We start from the raw sequence: 22354 nt of genomic DNA on the forward strand, positions 1-22354 counted from the left end.
GTCGGGCCGACCTCTACGTGATGGGGAAGGTGCCGGCCACGTGGAACCTCGCACCGGGCCGCTCTGGGGCCGCCCAGATGAGAAGGTAGGGGGAGACGGTGGACGGTTACCCCCAGCTCGGTGAATGGAAGATGAACAGCTGGGCTGAATGTCCGGTTCTACCCGCGTGCGTAAGCCGCGTCGACGTGAAATCGGTCGAAACCGAGGCGCTCGTAGGTGTGCACGGCCGCCGCGTTGTCCGCTTCGACGTACAGCAACACGTCGTCGAGCTTCCGATTCTTCAGATAGTGCAGTCCGGCGAGCGTCAGGACGCGTCCGAGACCACGACCCTGCGCGGCGGGGTCGATGCCGACGACGTAGACCTCGCCGATCTCGGCCTCGTCACCCTCGGCGGGATGAACCTTGGTCCAGTGGAATCCGAGGAGGGTGTCGGTACCTTCCTCGAACGCAAGAAACACGCCGGCCGGATCGAACCACGCCTCGTCACGGCGCTCGGCGATGTCCTTGTCGGTCCAGCCACCTTGTTCGGGGTGCCACGAGAACGCCGCATTGTTGACGCGAAGGAGCTCCGCGTCGTCCTGATGGCCACGATAGGTTCGCAGCGAAACCCCTTCGGGCACAACGACATCGGGCAATTCCGGCGCGTCGAGCGGGCGACGCATCTGCAGCAGCTCTCTCGCCACCTCCAGCCCGAGGTGCGACGCGACGGCGCGCGCGGGCGCCAGATTGCCGTGCGCCCAGACCCGTGCATCGCCGCCACCTTCGGTGAGGGCACGTTCGACGAGCACGCGACCGATCCCCCGACCTCGGAACGCCGGGTCGACGACGACCTCCGCCATCGCAGGCGCATTCTCGTTCGACGGGACGACACCCGCGTAACCGACGACCGTCGCTCCGTCCGTCGCGACGAGGTGGACGGAATCGCCGTCGGCCGTGACGGCTTTGACCGCCTGCTCCGAGATCGGAGCGGTGCCGTCGGCCACCGTTGCGCGGGAGACGATCGCAAGGATGTCCTCGGCCATGGCCTCGGTGATCGACGCGAACTCGGCCTTGGCGATGTCGAACGACACAGTCATGTTCTCTACGCAGTACTTCCGTTGGTGGAGCTGAATTCGATGTCGTCACCGTCGGCGAAATCGTCGCCGGTGGTGTCGGCGTCCGGCGCGACCGGCCCGCCTTTCCTGCTCGGCCGGACGGCCTTGTATCCCACGTTCCGGACGGTCCCGATAAGCGACTCGTACTCGCTGCCGAGTTTGGCGCGGAGGCGTCGCACATGCACGTCGACGGTTCGGGTGCCGCCGAAGAAGTCGTAGCCCCAGACCTCCTGCAGCAGCTGCGCGCGCGTGAAGACGCGGCCCGCATGTTGCGCGAGGTACTTGAGCAACTCGAACTCCTTGTACGTGAGATCGAGCGGACGCCCGCGCAGGCGGGCGGTGTAGGTGCCCTCGTCGATGACGAGCTCACCGAGTGTGATCTTGCCCGACGCCTCCGGACTCGCGACGCCACCGGATCGACCGGCCAGCAGCCGGAGCCGGGCGTCGAGTTCCGCCGGTCCCGTACCGGGGAGCAGGATGTCGTCCAGACCCCATTCCGAATTGACCGCGACGAGGCCGCCTTCGGTCAGCACCGCGACGACGGGGATCGCGGAGCCGGTGCTGCCGAGCAGCCTGCACAGCCCGCGCGCCGCCGCGAGATCGGTCCGCGCATCGACGACCGCGATGTCTGCCGAGCCTGCCTCGAGAAGCGACGACACCTCGGTGGGGGCGGGCCGCACGTGATGCGCCAGAAGCGCGAGCGACGGTAGAACAGCCTCCGGATTGGGATCGGAGGTCAGAAGCAGAAGCTCCACACCGCCTCCATTCTTGCCGCTGTCGTGCCGAGATCGCATCGAGTCGACGTGTCAGGTCACCAGCTCACCCAAGACGGAGTGAGCTGCTTGTTCAGGGGTTCAGACTAGCGTGCCCGCGGCTACCTCCGTTCCACGCACCGACCGATTCGTCGGTCACAATGGTCGAATGCGGAAACTCATCATCGGTCTCGTGAGCCTCGTGGCGCTCGCCCTCGTCGTCGACTTCGGGGTGGCCGCCTATTCGGAGTATCGAGTCTCGCGTGCCATCCGCCAGGGCGGCGACCTGCCGTCGGATCCACAGGTGACCGTGCACGGATTCCCGTTCTTGACGCAGGCCGTCGACGGCCACTATCGAAACGTCGAGATCAGGGCACAGGACGTACCGAACGACTACGTCCGCGCGACGACCATCGAGGCGAACCTGCGCGGCGTCTCGATCCCGCTGTCGGACCTGGTCGACGGCTCGGTCCGCACCGTCCCGGTCGACGAACTGGACGGGCGAGTCCGCATCGAGGCGACCGACCTCGGCCGGTTCCTCGGCATCGTCGACCTGCAGGTATCCGCTCCCCCGGCCGACAAGTCGGACGGAACGGGCGGTTCGGGCGGCTCCGGTATGACGACCAACGGCGGTGTCGTTCTGACCGGCACCGTGCCCGTCGGGCCGATCGAGACGGAGGTCAGCGTCCAGGCGGACCTGATCCTCGACGGCGACAGCGTCGACATCGTCGCCAGCGACTTCTACTTCGGGCCCGAAGGCAGCGCCGACTTCTCCATCCCCGATGTCGTGAAGCCTGCCGTGCTCGGGCTGTTCACCAAGACCATCGATCGGCAGACTCTGCCGTTCGGGGTGCTGCCGACCGACGTGTACGCCGAAGGCTCGCAGATCGTCATCGAAGGAACCGCGGAGAACACGACGATCGACCTCGACCAGATCGACGCACCATGACGGGAATCACAGTCCTCGTCATCGCGGTGATCGCTGCGGTGTCGCTCGGACTGGCAATCCGTCACCGATCCGGTCGCGTGATCGACACGTCCGGCTCCACGGCCCCTCGGGAGCTGCGCACTCTCCTCGAGAGCGCGGGCGCTCGGCCGGGCGCACCGACGGTCCTGCACTTCTCCGCGGAGTGGTGCGGGCCGTGCGCCGCGGTGCGCCGCGTCGTCGGACAGGTTCTCGCGGACACGAACGGGCCGGTGGATCTCGAGGTCGATATCGACGAGCACCCCGAGCTCGCGCGAGAGCTCGGGGTGCTGTCGCTGCCCACGACGTTCGTGCTGGATCGCGAACTGGCGCAACGCGCCCGCATTCCCGGCGTCCCGACGGCGGCATCGCTGCGATCCGCCCTGCTCGACCTGTAGTTTCGACCGGTCGCGTTCTCCGCTAGAATCCTCTCCTGTGTCCCACCGCCAGGAGCTGTTGCTCACCAGTCGACGCACGGTAGATCTGTGCCGACTGGGCGGTTGTTGCTGTCGCTGCCGCTGATCGTCCGAACCCTGGGGCGCTGTCGCGCCCTGGCCCGAAGTTCGAGATGACCACTGCGAACCGTCGTTCGCGGGTCCTGCAGATCGTCCGTTTGTCAACGAACGCTGGAGCACGCACACACCATGTCTTCCGATACCCGTTCCACCGTCGACCAGGTCGACGTTCGTGGTCCACGGTTCGCCGCCTGGATCACCACGGTGGTTCTCGCCGCTGTCCTCGTCCTGTCCACCGTCGACGTGACGGTCGCTGCAATCCTGCTCGCAGCGCAAGCCGTCGTCTTCGCGATCGGGGCCACCGTCGGCCCGCGCCGTAGTCCGTACGGCCGCGTGTTCGCCGCTGCGATCGCGCCACGCCTCTCACCCACCACCGAGCGCGAGCCCGTTGCGCCGTTGAAGTTCGCACAGCTCGTCGGCTTCGTCTTCGCAGCCGTCGGCGTCGTCGGGTTCGTTGCCGGCTTGCCCGTACTCGGTACCGTCGCAACCGGATTCGCTCTCGTCGCCGCCTTGTTGAACGCGGCGTTCGCGATCTGCCTCGGCTGTCAGATCTATCCCTTCGTGGCACGACTGCGGACACAATCCTCCAGTGCCTGACCGCTCGACCCCCACCGACCGAAGTAAAGAAAGATCGAAAGGAAACCCATGGCTCGCTCCGACGTCCTGGTCTCTGCCGACTGGGCCGAGCAGAACCTGAACGCCCCGAAGACCGTTTTCGTCGAGGTCGACGAAGACGCAAGCGCCTACGACGGCGGTCACATCGAGGGCGCAGTGAAGCTCGACTGGCGCAAGGACCTCCAGGATGCCGTTCGCCGCGACTTCCTGAATCAGGACCAGTTCTCCGACCTGCTGTCGGCCAAGGGCATCTCGAACGACGACACCGTCGTTCTGTACGGCGGCAACAACAACTGGTTCGCTGCCTACGCCTACTGGTACTTCAAGCTGTACGGCCACAAGGACGTCAAGCTGATCGACGGCGGTCGCAAGAAGTGGGAACTCGACGGCCGTCCCCTGTCGAAGGACGTCGTCACCCGCGAGACCACGCAGTACCGCGCCGAGGCTCCCGACCTGTCGATCCGCGCGTTCCGCGACGAGGTCATCGACGCCATCGGCAACAAGAACCTCGTCGACGTGCGTTCGCCCGACGAGTTCTCCGGCAAGATCCTCGCTCCCGCACACCTTCCGCAGGAGCAGGCGCAGCAGCGTGGACACGTCCCCGGTGCCATCAACATCCCGTGGAGCACCACCGCGAACGAGGACGGCACCTTCAAGGACGACGACGCCCTCGAAGCCCTCTACAAGGAAAAGGGCTACGACGAGGACAAGGCGACCATCGCCTACTGCCGCATCGGCGAGCGTTCGAGCCACACCTGGTTCGTGCTCAAGGAGCTGCTCGGAAAGTCGGACGTCAAGAACTACGACGGAAGCTGGGTCGAATACGGCTCGCTCGTCGGAGCACCCATCGAGTTGGAGGTTCACTGATCATGTGTGGAGCACCCGTACAGGGCCAGACCATTCCTGCAGGCGTCGACGTCGAGAAGGAGACGGTCATCACCGGCCGCGTTCTCGCGTCCGACGGTGAGCCCGTGGGCGGCGCGTTCGTGCGTCTGCTCGACGGCACCGGAGAGTTCACGGCTGAGGTCGTAGCTTCCGGAACCGGCGACTTCCGCTTCTTCGCGGCTCCCGGCAACTGGACGCTGCGTGCGCTGTCCTCGTCCGGCAACGGACAGGCAGACATCGCCCCCGAGGGCGCAGGCATCCACTCGGCGAACGTGACCGTCGGAGTCTGATTCTCGAAACTACAAGAGCCCCACACCTTCTCGAAAGGTGTGGGGCTCTTGCGTATGCCTAGCTCGACACTCAGCCCCGAACCGGCTGCGGAGTCACGGCCGTCGGGGCAGGGACCTCGCTGTACTTGGGCGGAAAGGTTCCCTCGGGCACGACGCCGAGCGATTCCAGGAACGCTCCGAGGTCGCTGTCTCGTGTGACCGTGCCGGGCTCGGGAACGAGCGCAGGCGCAGGCGCGGGAGCAACCTTCGGCTGCGGTTCGGTGACCGCCTCGGCCGGTGCAGCGCTCTCTGCTGCCTTCCGATCCCGCTCGGTCTTGGCCAGATCCGTCACCCACGCGACGATTTTTTCGCTCTCCCACTCGCGTCCGTCGTTCGGATTGTTGTTCCAGTAGAAGAGGTGCTGGAGGAAGCCGATGAAGATGTACGGCTCGACGACGACGTCGACAATTCCCTTGTTGTTCTCGATGAGGCCTTCGCCTTCTGCCCGCAGCTTGTTTTCGATCGTCTCTGCTCCGGGCCCCATGGCCCAATTCAGGTCCGCGAGAAGCTGATCCGGGCTGAGCGCGTCGACAGCGGCAGCGTCGTCGACGCGGTAAGTCCGATCGGAGACTTTGAGCAGAACCTCGAGAAGTGTCTCGTCGGATTCGAGCCAGTTCTTGTTCGTCGCAATGTCGATGATCGCTCGGGTGGCGATGGACGCGACGGTCCGTCCGAAGTCCGCCACGGTCTGCAGCGGGTTCAGGACCGTCAGACGCATCTGCCCCAGCACACCGAGCGCCAACTGCAGCGCGACGATGTTGTCGGGCGCATCGCAAGCGAGGTCGTACGGGCGGCATGACCACGTCACCTTGTCGTGCAACGTGCCGTAGTCCCTCGGAGCCTGCCCCTGAAAGCCGCCACCCGACGGGCCTGGCTCGTCGAAGTTGGGAACGCCGGCCGGACGGTAGGGAGCACCGATCATCATGACGCCCGCGATGTCGTCGCCGGTCACCACGGCATTCGGGTCACGGTGTCCGAGTTCGACGGCCACCCGTTCGACGACCTCGCCGCCGACGCTGTAGCCGAGCAGCACGAACTTCGTCGCGTCACCACACTTGGTCTTGTATTCGTCGAGCAGGCGGTTGGTCGACGCCACCCCATCGGCGACCGATTGCTGGTACGTCTCCACGTCGTTCAGTACTCCGACTCCGTACGTCGACGGGTACGGAACATAGAGCCAACCGACGGTGCCCGGACTGCCCGCATTCACCTGGCCGACCGGAAGTGTGACGTTTCCCACCCAGTTCGAGGCAATGGACCGCGGCTCCTCGTTGAGCGGATCGCGGTCCGCGTCGGAGTCCGTCGCGCCGGAGACCGCGAGCAACATCACGTCCGGGCAATCCTGCGCGTAGTTGTTCGGATCGATGTTCGGTTCGTCGGACGAACCGCTACCGGACGAACCGTTACCGGACGAACCTGCGTCCGGAGCAGCTGAAACTGCGGGTGGGGCCACTAGAAGCACAACCGCGGCCAGTGCCACGGACGCAGGCAGCAACGAGCCGGCACGTAATCGGCGACGCATGGATTCAGGTCCTTCCCCAGAATTCGAAACACTCGAACACACCAGTAGCGCCGGGCATTTCACACCCCGGGCCCGACGCCACGAGGGAAAGGTACCGTGCCGAACGATAAAGCGAGTCAACCGAGGGCCAACCAATAAATCGCGTGGCCGATCGTTGGGAAAAGACACTATTGCGTGTGACCGCACAGGGACCGCTCTGCGACCGAGAAGAACCCTGGGTCTAAACTGGCGTCGTGGTCATCTTCTTCGAGGTCCTCCTGGCGCTCGCCGCAGTCGCCATCATCGCGTTCTCGCTGTACGTCGTCTACCGCTTGGTCACCGACGAATCGTGAGTGATCGCGCCGCCGACCAGCCGGACGAGACTCGGTCGGGCGACGAGGCGATCGCCGAGGCAGCCGAGAAGTTCGCGTCGACGTCGACGCGCAACATCCCGACGCTGCCCGATCTGCCGCACCCGGACGACACCGCAAATCTGCGGTTGGGCCCGGATCTGAACTCTGCGCTGCTCGCGCTGCTCCCGCTCGTCGGTGTGTGGCGCGGCGAAGGCGAGGGTCGTGATCCGGAATCCGGCGTCGAGTACGCGTTCGGTCAGCAGATCGTCGTCTCGCACGACGGTGGTCCGTACCTGGGCTGGGAATCACGCTCCTGGCGACTCGACTCCGACGGCAACTACGCCCATCCCGACCTTCGTGAGGCCGGATTCTGGCGCGTGAGCGGCGGCGACGGCGTCAAGGGCAGCGAGAACGAGGAAGTTCTCGAACTGCTGCTGACGCACAGCACCGGCGTCGTCGAGCTGTACTACGGCCACGCACTCAACCAGTCGTCGTGGGAACTGGCCACCGATGTGGTCATTCGCTCGACGTCCGGCGCACTCGTCGGCGGCGCCAAGCGTCTGTACGGCATCGTCGAGGGTGCAGATCTCGCCTACGTCGAAGAGCGCATCGGCGCCGACGGCGAACTCACGCCGCGCCTCTCCGCTCGCCTCTCTCGTTACATCGGCTGACTTCGTACAACACTGCCGCGCGTTCACACCGAAAATGCCGGTTGTGAGCGCGCGGCAGTGTCGTATGTCGGCCTTGAAACGGAACAGCCCCCGAGCCGTACCTGCTGGTGCAGGTCCCGGTCGGACGGACCGGGGGCTCGGGGGCCGGGTAACTGCCGTGGATTCGCTCGCCGCGTGCGCGGGGGTGAATCCGTCAGCGACAGCGGCTAGCTGGCAGCCACCTCACGCGTCCTAGAGTTCTTCAACTTCAGACCACCTCCTCTCTCGTGTACTCAACAAAGTACGCGGAGATTCGTTGCTCGGCAAAGGATTATTCGAGCGCCGGATGCTGCGCAGCGTCGGACAGGTCGACGACCAGGTCAGCGCCGGTTCTCTCGGGCAACTGGTGCGTGACCAGCACCACGGTACGTCCCGGATCGACGAGCCCGGACCGCGCGTCCAGCAATGCCCGCAGCAGCTGTGCCCCGCCTTCGTCGTCGAGGTGTTCGGTGGGCTCGTCGAGCAGCAGGATCGGGGCCTCGGACAATAGAGGCCTCGCCAGCAGGATGCGACGACGCTGGCCACCGGAGACTGCGTCGGCACCTCCGGCGAGCACGGTATCGACGCCGTTGGGCACGCTGTCGATCCACTGTCCCAGTCCGACCTTGTCCAGCACCGCACGTGCAGTGTCCGCGTCGACGTCCCCTCTGACGACCCTCAGATTCTCCAGGATCGTCGTCTCGAACAAGTGCGCGTCCTCGGCGAAGAACACGGCACCCGCGGCGTCGACGCTTCCCGCGACGGGTGGGAGGAGTCCCGCCAGCGTCATCAGCAGCGTCGTCTTACCCGAGCCGCTCGGACCGACGACGGCGACGCGGCTGCCCGCGGGAAGGTCGAGATCGATCTGTCGCGTGACGACGGTCGATCCTGGCCAGCCGCAGTGCAGCCCGACGGCACCGACGCGGTTCTGAAGCCCATCGAGCTGCTGCAGTGGAGTATGTAGAAACGACCCGATTGGCGGGAGTGGAGCCTGCAGGAACGACCCGATTGGCCCGGCAGGTCGGCCTGCCTCGTCGAGCAGCGCCACGATGCGCGACGCCGACAGCCGTGCTCGGGTCAGCGCCGTCGCCGCGGCAGGCAGCGCCGACGTCGCCTCGAACGCCGCCAGCGGGACCAGCACGATGATCGCGAGGGCCATCGGCGTCATCCCGCCCGGGGCGCCGCCGCTGGGACCGTACAGTCCGATACCGACGAGCAGAGACCCCAGCACGGACGCGCCGATCGACAGCGGGAGCGCCGCGTCGGCGAATGCTCCGGACGTCGCCGCGCGGTCCTTCGCGCGTACCGCACGCCGGTTGGCGGCCGACATCTCGTCGAGCGTCTCGGTCAGGCGTCCCGCGACTCGGAGCTCGGCACCGTGGTCGAGCGCACGCACGGCGGCTTCGGCGAATTCCGAACGCGAACGGACGCCCTCGGATTCGTGGATCGAGGCCGATCTCGCAGCCAGGATCGGCGCCAGCACTCCGGCGATCACCAACGCCCCGAACAGGATCGCTGCGGCGCCGATCGACACGAACCCGAGCAGTACGACGGCCGCCACCATCAGGATCGTCGACACCAGAATCGGAACGACGGCCTTGACGACGACGTCACCGAGCACGTCCACGTCGGCGCCGGTACGCGTCATCAGATCTCCACGGCGAAGCCCTGCCGCAGCTGCGGGCTGCCCGGACGCCAGACGCTCGTAGAGCCGTGTGCGCGCCGCCGTCGTGCCCCGCAGGGCCGTGTCGTGCGTCGCGAGCCGTTCGAGGTAGCGGAACACCCCTCGCGAGATGCCGAGGGCTCGCACCGCGACGACGGCGACGGTCAGGTCCAGTACCGGCGGCATCTGCCAGGCGCGGGTGATGAGCCACGCGGAGACCGCCGCGAGCGTCAGGGCGCTGCCGAGGGTGGCGACGCCTGCCGCCACCGACAGTGCAACGCGCTTCGGCTCGAGTTCGAGCAACGACGTTGCCCGACGCAGGTCACGGAAGCTCATCGGACGTCACCTCCACCACGACGTCGGCGGAGTCCAGCACTGCGCGCCGGTGTCCCACCATCACGACGGTTCTTCCCTGTGCCGCGAGCCGGCGCACCGACGCGAGCACTGTTCGTTCGCTGTCGGCGTCGAGGTGCGCGGTCGGCTCGTCGAGCAGAACGACGGGCGCCGACGACGTCAGTACCCGTGTCAGGGCCAGCCGTTGGCGCTGCCCCAGCGACAGACCGAGGCCACCGGTCCCGACGACCGTGTCCCATCCCGACGGCAGTTCGCCCAGCACCGTGTCGAATCCCGTTGCGATGCATGCCAGTCGGAGCACTTCCGGATCCGGACGCGCACCGGTGAGAGCGAGATTGTCGTCCAGTGTCCCCGGCAGGATCACCGGATGCTGCGGCAGCCACGCGACCTGACTCCACCACGAGGGGCTGTCCAACTCCGCGAGATCGACGTCGCCGATCGTGACGTGACCGGACGACGGCGTCGTGAGACCCAGAATCACGTGCAACGCAGTCGATTTGCCGGATCCGTTCGGGCCGGCGAGCACCGTCACGGCCCCGGGACGGAACGACGCGTTCAGGTCGTGCGGCGCCGACCGATCCCGCGCGTCGGCCGAGATGCCGGTCAGGGTGATCGTCGCGCCTGCCGCATCGATCGCACGCGTTCCTGCCTGCCGCGCAGGTGCCCGATCGAGCACGGCGAACGCCTTCACCGATGCCGCCACACCGTCTTCCGCGGCGTGGAACTGCGCGCCGACCCGTCGCAGCGGCACGTACACCTCGGGGGCCAACACGAGTGCGATGATGCCTGCTTCGAGCGCCATGTCACCGAACACCAGCCGCAGTCCGATGCTGACGGCGACGAGCGCAACACACAGTGTCGCAAGAAGTTCCAGCACCATCGAGGACAGGAACGCGATACGTAGCGCTCGCATCGTCGCCCGACGGTGTGCGTCGCCGAGTGCCCTGATGCGTGCAGCCGGTCCACGCTCACGGCCGAGCGCTCGCAGCGTGGGAAGTCCGGCGATCAGATCCAGCAATTGCGAGGACAGACGCGTCATCGACACGAGCGTCTTCTCCGCCCGTCCCTTCGTCAGCAGCCCGATCAGGATCATGAAGATCGGGATGAGAGGAAGCGTGAACACGATGATCAGGGCCGATGTCAGATCCTGAAACAGGATGACCAGCAACGTCGCCGGTGTCAACGTTCCCGCCAGGATCAAGGACGGCACGTAGCCCGTCAGGTACGGCGCGAGGCCGCCGAGCGCCCGCGTCGCGACCGTCGCGACATCGTTGCGCTCCGATGCGAGCACGCGGGGATCGCCGAGAGACGCGGTGCGGACGACGTCGTTCTCGAGCTCCTCGACGACGCGCGACGCCGCCCGGTGCCCGTAGCGCGACTGCAACCAGGTCGCCGCGACGCGAACGACGATGGCGCCGAACAGGATCCACAACCGGGTCGACCACTCCGCAATGGACCGCGCATCGGTGGTGATGACGCCTGCGAGAACCTCACCGATCATCACCGCCGACACGATGATGCCTGCGGTGTCGACGATCGAGAACAGAACCGTCAGAACGAGATACCGTCGCGCAGACTTCGAGTATCGCCACAACCGCGGGTCGATCGGGCCGCGCGACGGCTTCTCGGTGGTGGTCATCGCGGCCTGACCGTCAGTCCGATCGACTCCGGGATGTGCGCGGTGGAGATGCGCTTGCGGAAGACCCAGTACGTCCACGCCTGGTAGCCGATGACGACGGGAGCCACGAATGCGGCCGCCCAGGTCATCACCTTCAACGTGTACGGGCTCGACGACGCGTTGGCGATGGTCAAGCTGAAGCTCGGGTCCGTCGTCGAGGGCATCACGTTCGGGAACAGCGACCCGAACAGCAGGACCACCACGGCGACGACGGCCACCGTCGTGAAGACGAAGGCCCAGCCCTCTCGGACGCGGGCGGTGAGTGCGACGACGGCGATCAGCGAGACCGCGGCGATCGCGACCATGATCCACGTCCAACTCTTGCCGTGAGCCAGCTGTGTCCACAGAGCGAATCCGCCGCCGACGACGACGGCCGGAACCGACAGTCGCACAGCCATCTTCACTGCGTCCTCGCGGACGTCACCCGACGTCTTCAGAGCGATGAAGACGGCACCGTGCAGCGCGAACACCAGGGCCATCGTCGCCCCACCGAGAAGTGCGTACGGCGACAGCAGGTCGAAGAACCCGGCCGTGACCTTCTTGTTCTCGTCGATGGCCACCCCGTCGACGATGTTCGCGAACGCGACGCCCCACAGGATCGACGGCACCCACGAACCGATTCCGATGCCGAGGTCGCACCGACGTCGCCACACCGGGTCGTCGATCTTGCCGCGGTACTCGATCGCGCAGATTCGCAGAATCAACGCGACGAGGATGAGCAGCAGCGGAAGGTAGAAGCCGCTGAACAGCGTTGCGTACCACTCGGGGAACGCCGCGAACAACGCTCCGCCTGCCGTGATGAGCCAGACCTCGTTGCCGTCCCACACCGGTCCGATGGTGTTCAGGACCGCGCGTCGCCGCTTCTCCCCCACCTCGGGATCGGCATGTCGGCCGAAAATCGGCATGAGCATTCCCACTCCGAAGTCGAAGCCTTCGAGGACGAAGTAGCCGACGAACAGTACTGCGATTGCGACGAACCAGAATTCCTGAAGTCCCATGATCGTCTCCCTAGTACGCGAACGAAAGCTGGGCGGTGTCGTCGTCGGCGTCGGACTCGTCGACGGCGTGTGGGTGGGCGTCGTGTTCGAGCGGGCCTTCGAGAACGTAACGCCTGATCAGGAAGAACCACACGCAGCCGAGCGCGGCGTACAGCAGTGTGAAGGTGGTGAGCGACGCGATCACCAGCGAGACCGGATGATCCGACACACCCTGGTCGACGGTGAGTCTGATCTGGTCGATCCCGTTCAGATTCGGTGCGACGACCCAGGGTTGGCGTCCCATCTCGGTGAAGATCCACCCTGCGCTGTTGGCGAGGAACGGCGTCGGGATCGCCGCCAACGACAGCCACGAGAACCACCGTTGATCAGGTATCCGCCCACCCCGGGTGACCCACAGGCCCGCCAGCGCGAGGAGCGCAGACCCGGCCGCCAGGCCGATCATCATGCGGAACGCCCAGTACGTGACGAACAGATTCGGACGGTAGTTGCCCGGTCCGAATTGTTGCTCGTACTGCTCCTGCAACTGGTTGACACCCTGAACTGTTGCGCCGAAGTCGTTTTCGGCGAGGAACGAGGTCAGGCCGGGGATCGAGATAAGATGCTCGACGGATTCGCAGTTGTTGTGCGTGCCGACGGTCAGCAACGAGAACGATGCACCGGTTTCGGTGTTGCACAACGATTCCGCCGACGCCATCTTCATCGGCTGCTGCTCGAACATGAGCTTGCCCTGGACGTCGCCGGTGACGGCGAGCGCAACGCCCGCAATGATCATGACGACGAACGACATCCGCGCTGCAGGACGGAACATGTTCCGCGAGTCGACGTCTCGATTCCTACGCGCCTCGCGGACCATCCACCACCCCGAGATGCCTGCGACGAACGTCGCCGCGGTCAGGAATGCGCCTGCCACCGCGTGCGGGAATGCGGCGAGCGCCGTGCTGTTGGTCAGCAGCTCCCAGATACTCGTCAGTTCGGCGCGACCGGTCTCGGGGTTGTAGATCGCCCCGACGGGATGCTGCATCCACGAGTTCGCGGCGATGATGAAGAAGGCCGAAGCGTTGACACCGATCGCGACGAGCCAGATCGTCGCCAGGTGAACCACTTTGGGCAACCTGCCCCAGCCGAAGATCCACAGTCCGAGGAACGTGGATTCGAGGAAGAACGCGACCAGACCTTCGAGCGCGAGTGGCGCACCGAACACGTCGCCGACGAAGCGAGAGTACTCACTCCAGTTCATTCCGAACTGGAACTCCTGGACGATGCCGGTAGCGACGCCCAGCGCGAAGTTGATCAGGAACAGCTTGCCGAAGAACTTGGTGAGCCGATACCAGGAATCCTTCTTGGTGACGACCCACATCGTCTGCATCGCGGCAACGATGGGCGCCAGACCGATGGTCAGCGGAACAAGGATGAAGTGGTAGACAGTCGTGATTCCGAACTGCCACCTCGAGACGTCCAAGGCGTCCATGAGCAACTCCGAACTCGCGGGAGGGCAACAACGCTGTTGCCGCTGCACAAGAGGCTTGCCGCAGCGAGTTCGAATGTACTACTACGCGTAGTAGTAGCTCAAGAGTCGGCGGCCTCGGCGTCGGCCGTTTCGACGGCCGTGTCGACCATGGAACGGACGTCCTCGGCGATCTCCGGGACACCCAGTTTCACTCCGTTCAGCGTCACGACACGAGCCGCGAGCGTGATGGACGAGACGAGCCAAACACCATCGGCCGCAACGAGATCCGCGGGGTAGACATCCGCCCGCTCGCAGGTGAACCCCTTGCCCTCCGCGACCCGAAACAACGCGTCGACGGTGGTACCCGCGAGGATGCCGTGCTCGGCCGGCGGTGTGACGAGAGTCTTACCGCGCGCGAGCACGACGGTCGACCGCGGGCCCTCGAGAACGCGTCCTTCGCTGCTCGTGTAGACGACGTCGTCGGCACCCATGCGGGCCGCGTGCCGTAGAGCCGCCATGTTCGTCGCGTACGACAGCGTCTTGGCGCCCATCAACTGCCACGGGGCGTCGGCCGCGAAATCCACCGAATAGCCGCGCGCGAGGGTGATCGCGGACACCCCCTCCGAGCGAGCTTTCGCCACCCGCGCGTGCACGGGGCCGACAGTCGCGAAACCTGTCGGGTCGCCGCCGCTCTCGCGGCCACGGCTCAGCACCAGCCGCAGCGCACCTTCGTCCGTGGACAGCGACGACCATTCGTCTACGGCCTGCGCGACGAGCAGACGCCACTCGTCGAGGTCGGGTGCGGGCAGGTCGAGTGCCGCTGCCGACGCCGTCAACCTGGCCAGATGGGCTTCGACGCCACAGGGCGCCCCGCCGCGCACGAGGAGTGTTTCGAATATTCCGTCCCCTCGAACGACCGCGAGGTCGTCGGCACACAGAAGCGGAGCGTCCGCGTCGTGAACTTGCCCGTCGAGGGTGACTACTACGCGTTCCGACATGGAGGCAGCTTAGCCACGCGGGTCGTGCTCCTACTATGGAGAACGTGTCCGATACCGTCGCGATCCCACCGAGCCCTCTGCTCACTCTCCCCGACGCAGTGCCTTCTCCCGAAGATTCGCCCGACCATGCTGTGGCGTGGCACTACGGCAACCCGTTCGGCGAGCAACGCGACGCGGCGACAGGCGCGGCCGTCGTCGATCGATCACACCGCTTCGTCATCGCCATCGCGGGCGACGAACGGTTGACCTGGCTCGACACCATCTCCAGTCAGCTCGTGAAGACCCTGGCCGACGGCACCTCCGCCGAAAATCTGTCTCTCGACGTCAACGGCCGCGTCGAGCATCACTTCGTGCAGACCGACCTGGACGGCGTCACCTGGATCGACACCGAGGCCGCCTCGGGACCGGCGTTGCTCGCGTTCTTGAAGAAGATGGTGTTCTGGTCCAAGGCCGAACCACGCGACGGCAGCGAACTGGCCGTCCTGAGCCTCCTGGGTCCTACTGCCGCCACGGTGCTCGAGGCCGTCGGTGCACCTGTCCCGGACGGCATCTACGACGCGGTCGCCCTCGACGGCGGCGGGTTCGTGCGCCGCATGCCGTGGCCGGGCGAGAACGCGTTCGACCTGCTGGTCCCCCGGGCCTCGTCGACGACCTGGTTCACGTCGTTGCGCGACGCGGGTGCCACCCCGGCCGGCACGTGGACGTTCGACGCGCTGCGCGTCGAATCGCTACGCCCCAGGATCGGGATGGACACCGACGAGAAGACGATCCCGCACGAGGTGCGCTGGATCGGCGGTGTCACCGAGCACGGCGCGGTGCATCTGGACAAGGGCTGCTATCGCGGGCAGGAGACCGTCGCGCGCGTCCACAATCTCGGCCGGCCACCTCGCCATCTCGTGTTGCTGCATCTCGACGGGTCCGCCGACGGGCGTCCCGTCACCGGCGACGACGTCACTGCCGGAGGGCGAGCCGTCGGACGTCTGGGTACCGTCGTCGATCACTTCGAATTGGGCCCGATCGCTCTCGCGCTTCTCAAGCGCACCATTCCCGTGGACACCGAACTCGTCGCGGGCCCGTGTGCCGCGTCGATCGATCCCGACTCGGTGCCCAGTTACGACGACGTACAGGCAGGCCGTGCGGCCGTCGATCGCCTTCGCGGCCGATGACCGGCCGGATCGAAGCCGTCTGCGTCGTGCACGCGGACGTTCCCTTCGGGCGTCGCGCAGTCGTGGATTCGGCGATCGACAAACGGCCCGCAGTCGGCCCCGTCGACGTCGGGGAGCACGGTCTGTCGGGTGACTACAGCCGTGACACGAAGTTCCACGGTGGCGGCGATCAGGCCCTCTACGCGTACGACGAGAGCGAGGCCGCGCGCTGGGCGTCGGAACTGAATCGCGACGTCCCGGCCGGCTGGTTCGGCGAGAACCTGCGGACGTCGGGCGTGGCCGTCACCGACGCCGTGATCGGATCGCGGTGGCGGGTCGGCACGACGCTGCTCGAAGTGACCATTCCCAGGCGCCCGTGCGGCACCTTCGCCCGGTGGGTCGACGAGCCCCGTTGGGTCCGACGGTTCACCGAACGCGGTGACGTCGGCGCGTATCTGAGGGTGATCGAGACCGGCGTGTTGACTGCAGGTGACGCGGTCGTCGTCGAGGACGTGCCTGCACACGGCGTCACGGTGAGACACCTCTTCGAGGGCACCGATGTCGACGGCCTGACGCGACTTCTGGAGTCGCCGAACCTTGCGACGAAGGTCGAACGCGACGTCAGAGCGGCATTGGGCGTCGGATCCAAATCGTGATCCTTACCCGGCCTCACGACGTTTATGCTGGTAGTTACCGTGCAGACACATTCTGAGATGAAGCGAACAGGCGCCATACGGAGTCCGTATGAGCATCTGAGCCATTCGCGCGCTAGAGTGTGTGCCAGGAAGAAATACCAAATCTAACGGGGCGCCCAAATTTCCCCAGGCCGCCCCGCAAGTCCGCGAGGGGGCAACGCCATGGGCCGAGGCAGGGCTAAGGCAAAGCAGACAAAGGTCGCTCGTGAGCTGAAGTACAGCTCGCCGACAACCGACTTGGAGAGTCTGCAAAGAGAGCTCTCCGGTCATTCGTCCAACTCCCATCGTGGCGGCATCACCTCGGACTCGGATGGATATTCCCGAGTCGAGGAAGACGAGTACGAGGACTGGCGACGCTGAACAGCGATACATGACAAGTGAGGGGGAGCCGCACTGCGGCTCCCCCTCACTTGTTCTCGTCGTTTCTCAGAAACGCGGGTGGTTGCCCACCAGGTGCGCACGCTCGACGGTCTCCGACTTGTCCGTCGACTTCTTGACGGTTCCCAGAGTCCAGCAGTCGATGTGGCGTGCCGTCAGCACGGCAAGAGCACGGTCCACGTCCTCGGGTGCGACGATGGCGACCATTCCGACGCCCATGTTGAACGTCTGTTCCATCTCTGCACGCTCGACTCGTCCGCGCTGCGCGATGAGCGAGAACACCGGCGCCGGGCTCCACGTCGCGCGGTCCAGTTCGGCGACGAGACCGGCAGGCATGACGCGGGCGAGGTTGTTGGCCAGTCCGCCACCGGTGACGTGGCAGAACGTGCGCACGTCGGTCTCCGCGGCGAGCGCGAGGCAGTCCTTGGCGTAGATCTTCGTCGGCTCGAGCAGTTCCTCACCGAGCGTGCGACCGAATTCCTCGACGTGTCCACCCAGGTCCATGTGGTTGATCTCGAGCAGGACCTTGCGGGCCAGCGAGTAACCGTTGGAGTGCAGACCGGACGATCCCATCGCGATGACGACGTCACCGGGACGCACACGATCGGGTCCGAGCACCGCATCGGCCTCGACGACGCCGACGCCTGTCGCGGACAGGTCGTAGTCGCCGTCGGCCATCAGTCCCGGGTGCTCGGCCGTCTCGCCGCCGAGCAGGGCGCAGCCGGCGATGACGCAGCCTTCTGCGATGCCCTTGACGAGTTCCGCGACCATCTCGGGCACGACGCGGCCGACCGCGATGTAGTCCTGCAGGAACAGCGGTTCCGCGCCACAGACGACCAGGTCGTCGACGACCATCGCCACGAGGTCCAGGCCGACGGTGTCGTGCTTTCCGAGCGCCTGCGCGACGGCGATCTTGGTGCCGACGCCGTCGGTCGAGGCGGCGAGGATCGGCTCGCGGTAGTCGCCCTTCAGCGAGAAGAGGCCCGCGAATCCACCGAGGCCACCCATGACCTCGGGTCGCGAAGCCTTCTTGGCAAGTGGTGCGAAGAGTTCGACCGCGCGGTCACCTGCTTCGATGTCGACGCCTGCCGCGGCGTAGGAAGCACCGCCCGAAGATGCTGCGTGGGGTGGTCGGGAATCCTCGGTCATGCGGCTCCAGCCTTGTATTCGTAATTCGGTTGCGCGGTGACGCGCACAGTTGCGCACTAACGGTACCGGAGCCGGTCTTCGGTGGGCGCACTCGCTGGTCCTCGAAAAACTTAGTTAGCGGGCGTAACGTTCATGCTGCATCGTCCGAGCGGTCTTCGGACCACGAACTGGGAGGCAGAACATGTGCGGAATCACGGGGTGGGTGTCCTACGGACGCGACCTACGGAACGAAACCGGGACACTGCGTGCGATGACGGACACGATGAGCCGGAGGGGCCCCGACGACGAGGGCCTGTGGACGGCCGAACATGCCGCGCTCGGCCACCGACGCCTCGCGATCATCGACATCCCCGGCGGTCACCAACCCATGACGCTGACGCGACCGGACGGCTCCGAGGCCGTCATCGTCTACAGCGGCGAAACCTACAACTTCCGGGAACTGCGTCGGTCGCTCCCCGACACCTTCACCACGAACAGCGACACCGAGGTCGTTCTGCACGCACACGAGGAATGGGGCCAGGGCGCCGTCGAACATCTCAACGGGATGTTCGCGTACGCGCTGTGGGACTCGCGCACGCAGGAACTTCTCCTCGTTCGTGACCGCCTCGGCGTCAAACCGCTCTACTACCTGGAAACCGAGGACGGCGTCCTGTTCGGCTCCGAACCGAAGGCGATTCTCGCCAATCCCCTCGCATCGAAGAACGTCGGTGTCGACGGCCTCCGCCGGCTGCTCGGCTTCGTGGCCGACCCGTCGAACGCGGTGTTCGACGGCATGAAGGAGGTACCGCCGGGCCACGTCGTCCGCGTGTCCGCGCACGGGCTTCGGGAAGTACGGTACTGGGGCCTCGACGACCACGAGCACACCGACGACCTCGACACGACGATCGCCACCGTTCGAGAGTTGTTGGACGACACAGCCTCTCGCCAGTTGATCGCCGACGTACCGCTGTGCACGTTGCTGTCGGGCGGACTCGACTCGTCGGCGCTGACGGCTCTCGCCGCACAGCAGTTGGCTGCGGCGGACAAGGGAGCGGTGCGGTCGTTCGCCGTCGATTTCGTCGGCTACGCAGACAATTTCGTCGCCGACGGACTTCGCGACGCGCCCGACACGCAGTTCGTCCGCGATGTCGCCGACCATGTGGCCGCCGATCACCGCGACATCGTTCTCGGCAACGACGACCTGCTCGATCCCGCGCACCGCGCCGCGGTGTTGGCCGCCCGTGACTACCCCGGTCTCGGCGACATGGACACATCGCTGTACCTGCTGTTCCGAGCGGTGCGGGAGCAGTCGACGGTCGCACTCTCGGGTGAGTCCGCCGACGAGGTCTTCGGCGGTTACGCCGACTTCCACGATCCGAAAGTCGTTGCCGCCGATACGTTCCCGTGGCTCGCAGGCGGTATGGCCCAGGGACGCGACACTATGGCCGCGTTCGCGCCCGATGTTCGCGCGCAACTGGACATGGACTCCTACTACGAGGCGCAGTACCGTCGCGCACTCGCCGAGGTGCCCACGCGCACGGGCGATGTGGGGTTGGAGGCGCGGATGCGGCAGATCTCCTACCTGTACCTGACGCGTTTCCTGCCGTTGCTCCTCGAACGCAAGGACCGGATGAGCATGGCCGTCGGCCTCGAGGTTCGCGTGCCGTTCTGCGATCACCGACTGGTGCAGTACGTGTTCGGGACGCCATGGTCCTTCAAGACGTTCGACGGTCGAGAGAAGAGCCTGTTGCGGGCAGCGACGGCGGATCTGTTGCCGCAGTCGGTGGTGCAGCGCGTCAAGAGCCCGTATCCGAGCACGCAGGATCCGCACTACGCGAAGACGATTCTTCAGGAACTCGGTGCGGTGCTGGACGATTCGAACGCACCCGTCAGCGCCCTTCTGGACCGGACGGAGGTCGAGAAGCTCCTCGGGGCGCAGGACGATGTGCATGCCCGTCACGCGGCGGAGCGAGTCGTCGGCATCAATTCCTGGTTGGCCGACCATACGATCAGCCTGTAAGCGGCTCCGCCGCCCGTGCGTGGGAATGTATAGCCCTCTACGTATTCCCACGCACGGCAGGTGTCAGGGCCTGCTCAGTGCACTCACGTTCGCGTTGTCGCCGTCGACGGGCTGACCGGCTGCCGTCGCCAGCAGACCCTCCAGAACATGCTTGCCCAGCGCGTTGTCGGCGGGCAGCTTGATCGGGTACTTGCCGGTGAAGCATGCCGTGCACAGACGCGACTCCGGCTGCTCGGATGCCGCGATCATGCCCTCGGTCGAGATGTATCCGAGGGAGTCGGCGCCGATGGCCTGGCGCACGCCTTCGAGAATGCCGTCCTCGGCGTCGACGCCGTTCGCGATCAACTCGGCGGGCGACGCGAAGTCGATGCCGTAGAAGCATGGCCAGCGAACCGGCGGCGACGCGATGCGGACGTGGATCTCGAGTGCCCCCGCTTCTCGCAGCATGCGGATGAGCGCACGCTGGGTGTTGCCGCGAACGATCGAATCGTCCACCACGACAAGCCTTTTGCCCCGAATGACCTCTTTGAGAGGATTCAGTTTGAGGCGAATACCGAGCTGACGGATGGTCTGCGACGGCTGAATGAAGGTGCGCCCGACATACGCGTTCTTCATCAGACCCTGGCCGTACGGGATGCCCGAGCCCTGCGCGAAGCCGACCGCGGCAGGTGTACCCGACTCGGGTACCGGGATCACCAGGTCGCCCTCCGCGGGATGTTCCTGTGCCAGGCGACGCCCGATCTCGACGCGCGTCGAGTGGACCGAACGCCCGCCGATGACGCTGTCGGGACGCGCGAGGTAGACGTACTCGAACACGCAGCCCTTGGGCTCGGGGGCCGCGAACCGCGACGAGCGGACACCGTCGGCGTCGATCGCCAGCAGCTCGCCCGGCTCGATGTCACGCACGAACGCGGCACCGACGATGTCGAGCGCGGCCGTCTCGCTGGCCACGACCCAACCGCGATCGAGACGTCCGAGCGACAGCGGGCGGATTCCGTGCGGGTCACGAGCCGCGTACAGCGTGTGCTCGTCCATGAACGTGAGACAGAACGCGCCCTTCAGCGTGGGCAGCAGTTCCATCGCGGCCTGCTCGATCGTACGGTCGGCTGCCTTGTGCGCGAGCAGCGCGGTCACGACGTCGGAGTCCGACGTACCGTTGCCCTGCAGTCGATCGCTGATGAGGCCTTCCTCGCGAGCCCGCGAGGCGAGGTCCGCGAAGTTGACGAGGTTGCCGTTGTGGCCGAGCGCGATGCCCGTGCCCGCGGTCGTGGTGCGGAAGATCGGCTGCGCGTTCTCCCAGGTGACCGAGCCACTGGTCGAGTAGCGGCAGTGTCCGACGGCGACATGCCCCGGCATGGCGCCGAGGGTCTGCTCGTCGAAGACCTGGCTGACGAGACCGAGATCCTTGAACACCAGGACCTGGGAACCGTCGGAGACCGCGATGCCCGCAGCTTCCTGGCCGCGGTGCTGCAGCGCATAGAGCCCGTAATACGAGAGCTTGGCCACATCCTCCCCCGGAGCCCAGACTCCGAATACGCCGCACTCTTCTCGCGGCTCGTTCTCGGGTTCGTCGAGGGGCTTGCCTACCAGAAGATTTGGACTGTCGACCGACAAATCGGCAGAGGTCACAGCACTGCTCCCTTGGGGGATGGGGCGGGGGGCCGTGCCCAGTCTACGGGCACGCGAGACATGTCAACGCATCGACGGCCCTGCGCCATTCCCGAACCGAGCACTTTCTCGTCACCCGCTGTCCACCTCGGGGGCGTTCAGGCACGCAGAATCGGCAACCAGTGCCCTACCTCGGACGCCCTACTTCCCGACGCGCTGATCGCCCCGTCGCGGAGTGCGTCGTCGAACGACCGGACTCCCAGCGCGATCTCGAGCCAGGTCCGTGCGTCGGTCTCGACGACGTTGGGCGGCGTCCCCCGCGTGTGCCGCGGGCCGGTGATGCACTGCACCGCGACGAAGGGCGGCACCCGCACCTCGACGCTCGATCCCGGCGCCACCTGGGCCAGCGTCCTCGCGGTGGTACGGACGGCGTCGGCCAACGCTGCCCGCGGGGGCTTGTCCAGGGACCCGTCGCGCACCCAGTCGGCGACGGCCAGCACGGCGGTGCGGACCTGTTCGGGAGTCACGGTTTTCGTCGGAGCCAC

At 66.2% G+C, this 22354-nt stretch carries 21 protein-coding genes; 10 read left to right on the forward strand and 11 right to left on the reverse strand.

Features of this window, described 5'->3' with window-relative positions; translation table 11 throughout:
* Positions 1-158 precede the first annotated feature (158 nt).
* Together mshD and HQ354_RS14225 are read right to left on the reverse strand one after the other, a co-directional pair.
* Positions 159-1076, reverse strand: coding sequence for a mycothiol synthase (mshD, locus tag HQ354_RS14220; protein WP_222634974.1), 918 nt, complete (start codon positions 1074-1076; stop codon positions 159-161).
* A gap of 5 nt (positions 1077-1081) precedes the next feature.
* Positions 1082-1849, reverse strand: a complete 768-nt coding sequence (locus HQ354_RS14225) for a response regulator transcription factor (RefSeq protein WP_068426095.1) — start codon at positions 1847-1849, stop codon at positions 1082-1084.
* Between the two features lie 166 nt (positions 1850-2015).
* Here HQ354_RS14225 and HQ354_RS14230 point away from each other — a divergent pair, with 166 nt between their 5' ends.
* From HQ354_RS14230 to HQ354_RS14250, 5 genes are all read left to right on the forward strand, one after another.
* Entirely contained in the window at positions 2016-2795 is a 780-nt protein-coding gene (locus tag HQ354_RS14230; RefSeq protein WP_167675627.1) for an LmeA family phospholipid-binding protein, read from the forward strand.
* Positions 2792-3208, forward strand: a complete 417-nt coding sequence (locus HQ354_RS14235) for a thioredoxin family protein (RefSeq protein WP_222634975.1) — start codon at positions 2792-2794, stop codon at positions 3206-3208. The genes HQ354_RS14230 and HQ354_RS14235 overlap by 4 nt, the downstream gene beginning before the upstream one ends.
* A gap of 246 nt (positions 3209-3454) precedes the next feature.
* Positions 3455-3922, forward strand: coding sequence for a DUF4395 domain-containing protein (locus HQ354_RS14240; RefSeq protein ID WP_222634976.1), 468 nt, complete (start codon positions 3455-3457; stop codon positions 3920-3922).
* Positions 3923-3970: 48 nt separating this feature from the next.
* The gene (locus tag HQ354_RS14245; RefSeq protein ID WP_068424880.1) at positions 3971-4807 is read left to right on the forward strand and encodes a sulfurtransferase; all 837 of its coding nucleotides are present in this window, start codon (positions 3971-3973) and stop codon (positions 4805-4807) included.
* A gap of 2 nt (positions 4808-4809) precedes the next feature.
* Positions 4810-5115 carry a DUF1416 domain-containing protein gene (locus HQ354_RS14250; RefSeq protein WP_222634977.1) on the forward strand — a complete coding sequence of 102 codons (306 nt, stop codon included), beginning with the start codon at positions 4810-4812 and terminating at the stop codon, positions 5113-5115.
* A 70-nt stretch (positions 5116-5185) separates the two neighbouring features.
* Here HQ354_RS14250 and HQ354_RS14255 read toward each other — a convergent pair whose 3' ends face one another.
* Entirely contained in the window at positions 5186-6676 is a 1491-nt protein-coding gene (locus HQ354_RS14255) for a cutinase family protein (protein ID WP_222634978.1), read from the reverse strand.
* A 328-nt stretch (positions 6677-7004) separates the two neighbouring features.
* Here HQ354_RS14255 and HQ354_RS14260 point away from each other — a divergent pair, with 328 nt between their 5' ends.
* Positions 7005-7679, forward strand: a complete 675-nt coding sequence (locus HQ354_RS14260; RefSeq protein WP_222634979.1) for an FABP family protein — start codon at positions 7005-7007, stop codon at positions 7677-7679.
* 310 nt (positions 7680-7989) lie between these two features.
* On the opposite strand, the gene cydC is transcribed toward HQ354_RS14260, so the two are convergent.
* The 5 genes from cydC to HQ354_RS14285 all read right to left on the reverse strand — a co-directional run bounded on the left by cydC (position 7990) and on the right by HQ354_RS14285 (position 14835).
* Complete coding sequence (cydC, locus tag HQ354_RS14265; protein ID WP_222634980.1) at positions 7990-9696, reverse strand: thiol reductant ABC exporter subunit CydC; 1707 nt, start codon at positions 9694-9696, stop codon at positions 7990-7992.
* Positions 9683-11353, reverse strand: coding sequence for a thiol reductant ABC exporter subunit CydD (cydD, locus tag HQ354_RS14270; RefSeq protein ID WP_068424895.1), 1671 nt, complete (start codon positions 11351-11353; stop codon positions 9683-9685). The genes cydC and cydD overlap by 14 nt, the downstream gene beginning before the upstream one ends.
* Positions 11350-12390, reverse strand: coding sequence for a cytochrome d ubiquinol oxidase subunit II (gene cydB, locus HQ354_RS14275; RefSeq protein ID WP_068424898.1), 1041 nt, complete (start codon positions 12388-12390; stop codon positions 11350-11352). Before cydB ends, cydD begins: the two co-directional genes overlap by 4 nt.
* 10 nt (positions 12391-12400) lie before the next feature.
* Positions 12401-13858, reverse strand: a complete 1458-nt coding sequence (locus HQ354_RS14280) for a cytochrome ubiquinol oxidase subunit I (RefSeq protein WP_068424900.1) — start codon at positions 13856-13858, stop codon at positions 12401-12403.
* A 98-nt stretch (positions 13859-13956) separates the two neighbouring features.
* Complete coding sequence (locus HQ354_RS14285) at positions 13957-14835, reverse strand: aminodeoxychorismate lyase (RefSeq protein ID WP_068424904.1); 879 nt, start codon at positions 14833-14835, stop codon at positions 13957-13959.
* A gap of 35 nt (positions 14836-14870) precedes the next feature.
* Between HQ354_RS14285 and HQ354_RS14290 the strand changes: the two genes are divergently transcribed.
* From HQ354_RS14290 to HQ354_RS14300, 3 genes are all read left to right on the forward strand, one after another.
* Positions 14871-16001 carry a folate-binding protein YgfZ gene (locus HQ354_RS14290; protein WP_068424907.1) on the forward strand — a complete coding sequence of 377 codons (1131 nt, stop codon included), beginning with the start codon at positions 14871-14873 and terminating at the stop codon, positions 15999-16001.
* Positions 15998-16636, forward strand: a complete 639-nt coding sequence (locus HQ354_RS14295) for an MOSC domain-containing protein (protein WP_068424910.1) — start codon at positions 15998-16000, stop codon at positions 16634-16636. Before HQ354_RS14290 ends, HQ354_RS14295 begins: the two co-directional genes overlap by 4 nt.
* A gap of 201 nt (positions 16637-16837) precedes the next feature.
* On the forward strand, positions 16838-17035 hold the full coding sequence (locus tag HQ354_RS14300; protein ID WP_084423698.1) for a DUF3073 domain-containing protein: 198 nt from the start codon (positions 16838-16840) through the stop codon (positions 17033-17035).
* A gap of 66 nt (positions 17036-17101) precedes the next feature.
* Here HQ354_RS14300 and purM read toward each other — a convergent pair whose 3' ends face one another.
* On the reverse strand, positions 17102-18202 hold the full coding sequence (purM, locus tag HQ354_RS14305; RefSeq protein WP_068424914.1) for a phosphoribosylformylglycinamidine cyclo-ligase: 1101 nt from the start codon (positions 18200-18202) through the stop codon (positions 17102-17104).
* A 181-nt stretch (positions 18203-18383) separates the two neighbouring features.
* On the opposite strand from purM, the gene asnB reads away from it, so the two are divergent.
* The gene (asnB, locus tag HQ354_RS14310) at positions 18384-20201 is read left to right on the forward strand and encodes an asparagine synthase (glutamine-hydrolyzing) (RefSeq protein ID WP_222634981.1); all 1818 of its coding nucleotides are present in this window, start codon (positions 18384-18386) and stop codon (positions 20199-20201) included.
* 63 nt (positions 20202-20264) lie between these two features.
* On the opposite strand, the gene purF is transcribed toward asnB, so the two are convergent.
* Positions 20265-21830 carry an amidophosphoribosyltransferase gene (gene purF / locus HQ354_RS14315; protein ID WP_068424917.1) on the reverse strand — a complete coding sequence of 522 codons (1566 nt, stop codon included), beginning with the start codon at positions 21828-21830 and terminating at the stop codon, positions 20265-20267.
* Between the two features lie 137 nt (positions 21831-21967).
* Positions 21968-22354, reverse strand: a complete 387-nt coding sequence (locus tag HQ354_RS14320; protein WP_068424920.1) for a sterol carrier family protein — start codon at positions 22352-22354, stop codon at positions 21968-21970.

This window comes from Rhodococcus sp. BP-261, assembly GCF_019835205.1.
Taxonomy (GTDB): Bacteria; Actinomycetota; Actinomycetes; order Mycobacteriales; family Mycobacteriaceae; genus Rhodococcoides; species Rhodococcoides kyotonensis_B.

What these genes read in the sequence shown, in the direction of transcription:
- mshD (WP_222634974.1), bottom strand. Translation starts at nt 1,076, where the DNA reads ATGACTGTGTCGTTCGACATCGCCAAGGCCGAGTTCGCGTCGATCACC.
- HQ354_RS14230 (WP_167675627.1), top strand. Translation starts at nt 2,016, where the DNA reads ATGCGGAAACTCATCATCGGTCTCGTGAGCCTCGTGGCGCTCGCCCTC.
- HQ354_RS14235 (WP_222634975.1), top strand. Translation starts at nt 2,792, where the DNA reads ATGACGGGAATCACAGTCCTCGTCATCGCGGTGATCGCTGCGGTGTCG.
- HQ354_RS14240 (WP_222634976.1), top strand. Translation starts at nt 3,455, where the DNA reads ATGTCTTCCGATACCCGTTCCACCGTCGACCAGGTCGACGTTCGTGGT.
- HQ354_RS14245 (WP_068424880.1), top strand. Translation starts at nt 3,971, where the DNA reads ATGGCTCGCTCCGACGTCCTGGTCTCTGCCGACTGGGCCGAGCAGAAC.
- HQ354_RS14250 (WP_222634977.1), top strand. Translation starts at nt 4,810, where the DNA reads ATGTGTGGAGCACCCGTACAGGGCCAGACCATTCCTGCAGGCGTCGAC.
- HQ354_RS14255 (WP_222634978.1), bottom strand. Translation starts at nt 6,676, where the DNA reads ATGCGTCGCCGATTACGTGCCGGCTCGTTGCTGCCTGCGTCCGTGGCA.
- cydC (WP_222634980.1), bottom strand. Translation starts at nt 9,696, where the DNA reads ATGAGCTTCCGTGACCTGCGTCGGGCAACGTCGTTGCTCGAACTCGAG.
- cydD (WP_068424895.1), bottom strand. Translation starts at nt 11,353, where the DNA reads ATGACCACCACCGAGAAGCCGTCGCGCGGCCCGATCGACCCGCGGTTG.
- cydB (WP_068424898.1), bottom strand. Translation starts at nt 12,390, where the DNA reads ATGGGACTTCAGGAATTCTGGTTCGTCGCAATCGCAGTACTGTTCGTC.
- HQ354_RS14280 (WP_068424900.1), bottom strand. Translation starts at nt 13,858, where the DNA reads ATGGACGCCTTGGACGTCTCGAGGTGGCAGTTCGGAATCACGACTGTC.
- HQ354_RS14285 (WP_068424904.1), bottom strand. Translation starts at nt 14,835, where the DNA reads ATGTCGGAACGCGTAGTAGTCACCCTCGACGGGCAAGTTCACGACGCG.
- HQ354_RS14290 (WP_068424907.1), top strand. Translation starts at nt 14,871, where the DNA reads ATGGAGAACGTGTCCGATACCGTCGCGATCCCACCGAGCCCTCTGCTC.
- HQ354_RS14295 (WP_068424910.1), top strand. Translation starts at nt 15,998, where the DNA reads ATGACCGGCCGGATCGAAGCCGTCTGCGTCGTGCACGCGGACGTTCCC.
- HQ354_RS14300 (WP_084423698.1), top strand. Translation starts at nt 16,838, where the DNA reads ATGGGCCGAGGCAGGGCTAAGGCAAAGCAGACAAAGGTCGCTCGTGAG.
- purM (WP_068424914.1), bottom strand. Translation starts at nt 18,202, where the DNA reads ATGACCGAGGATTCCCGACCACCCCACGCAGCATCTTCGGGCGGTGCT.
- asnB (WP_222634981.1), top strand. Translation starts at nt 18,384, where the DNA reads ATGTGCGGAATCACGGGGTGGGTGTCCTACGGACGCGACCTACGGAAC.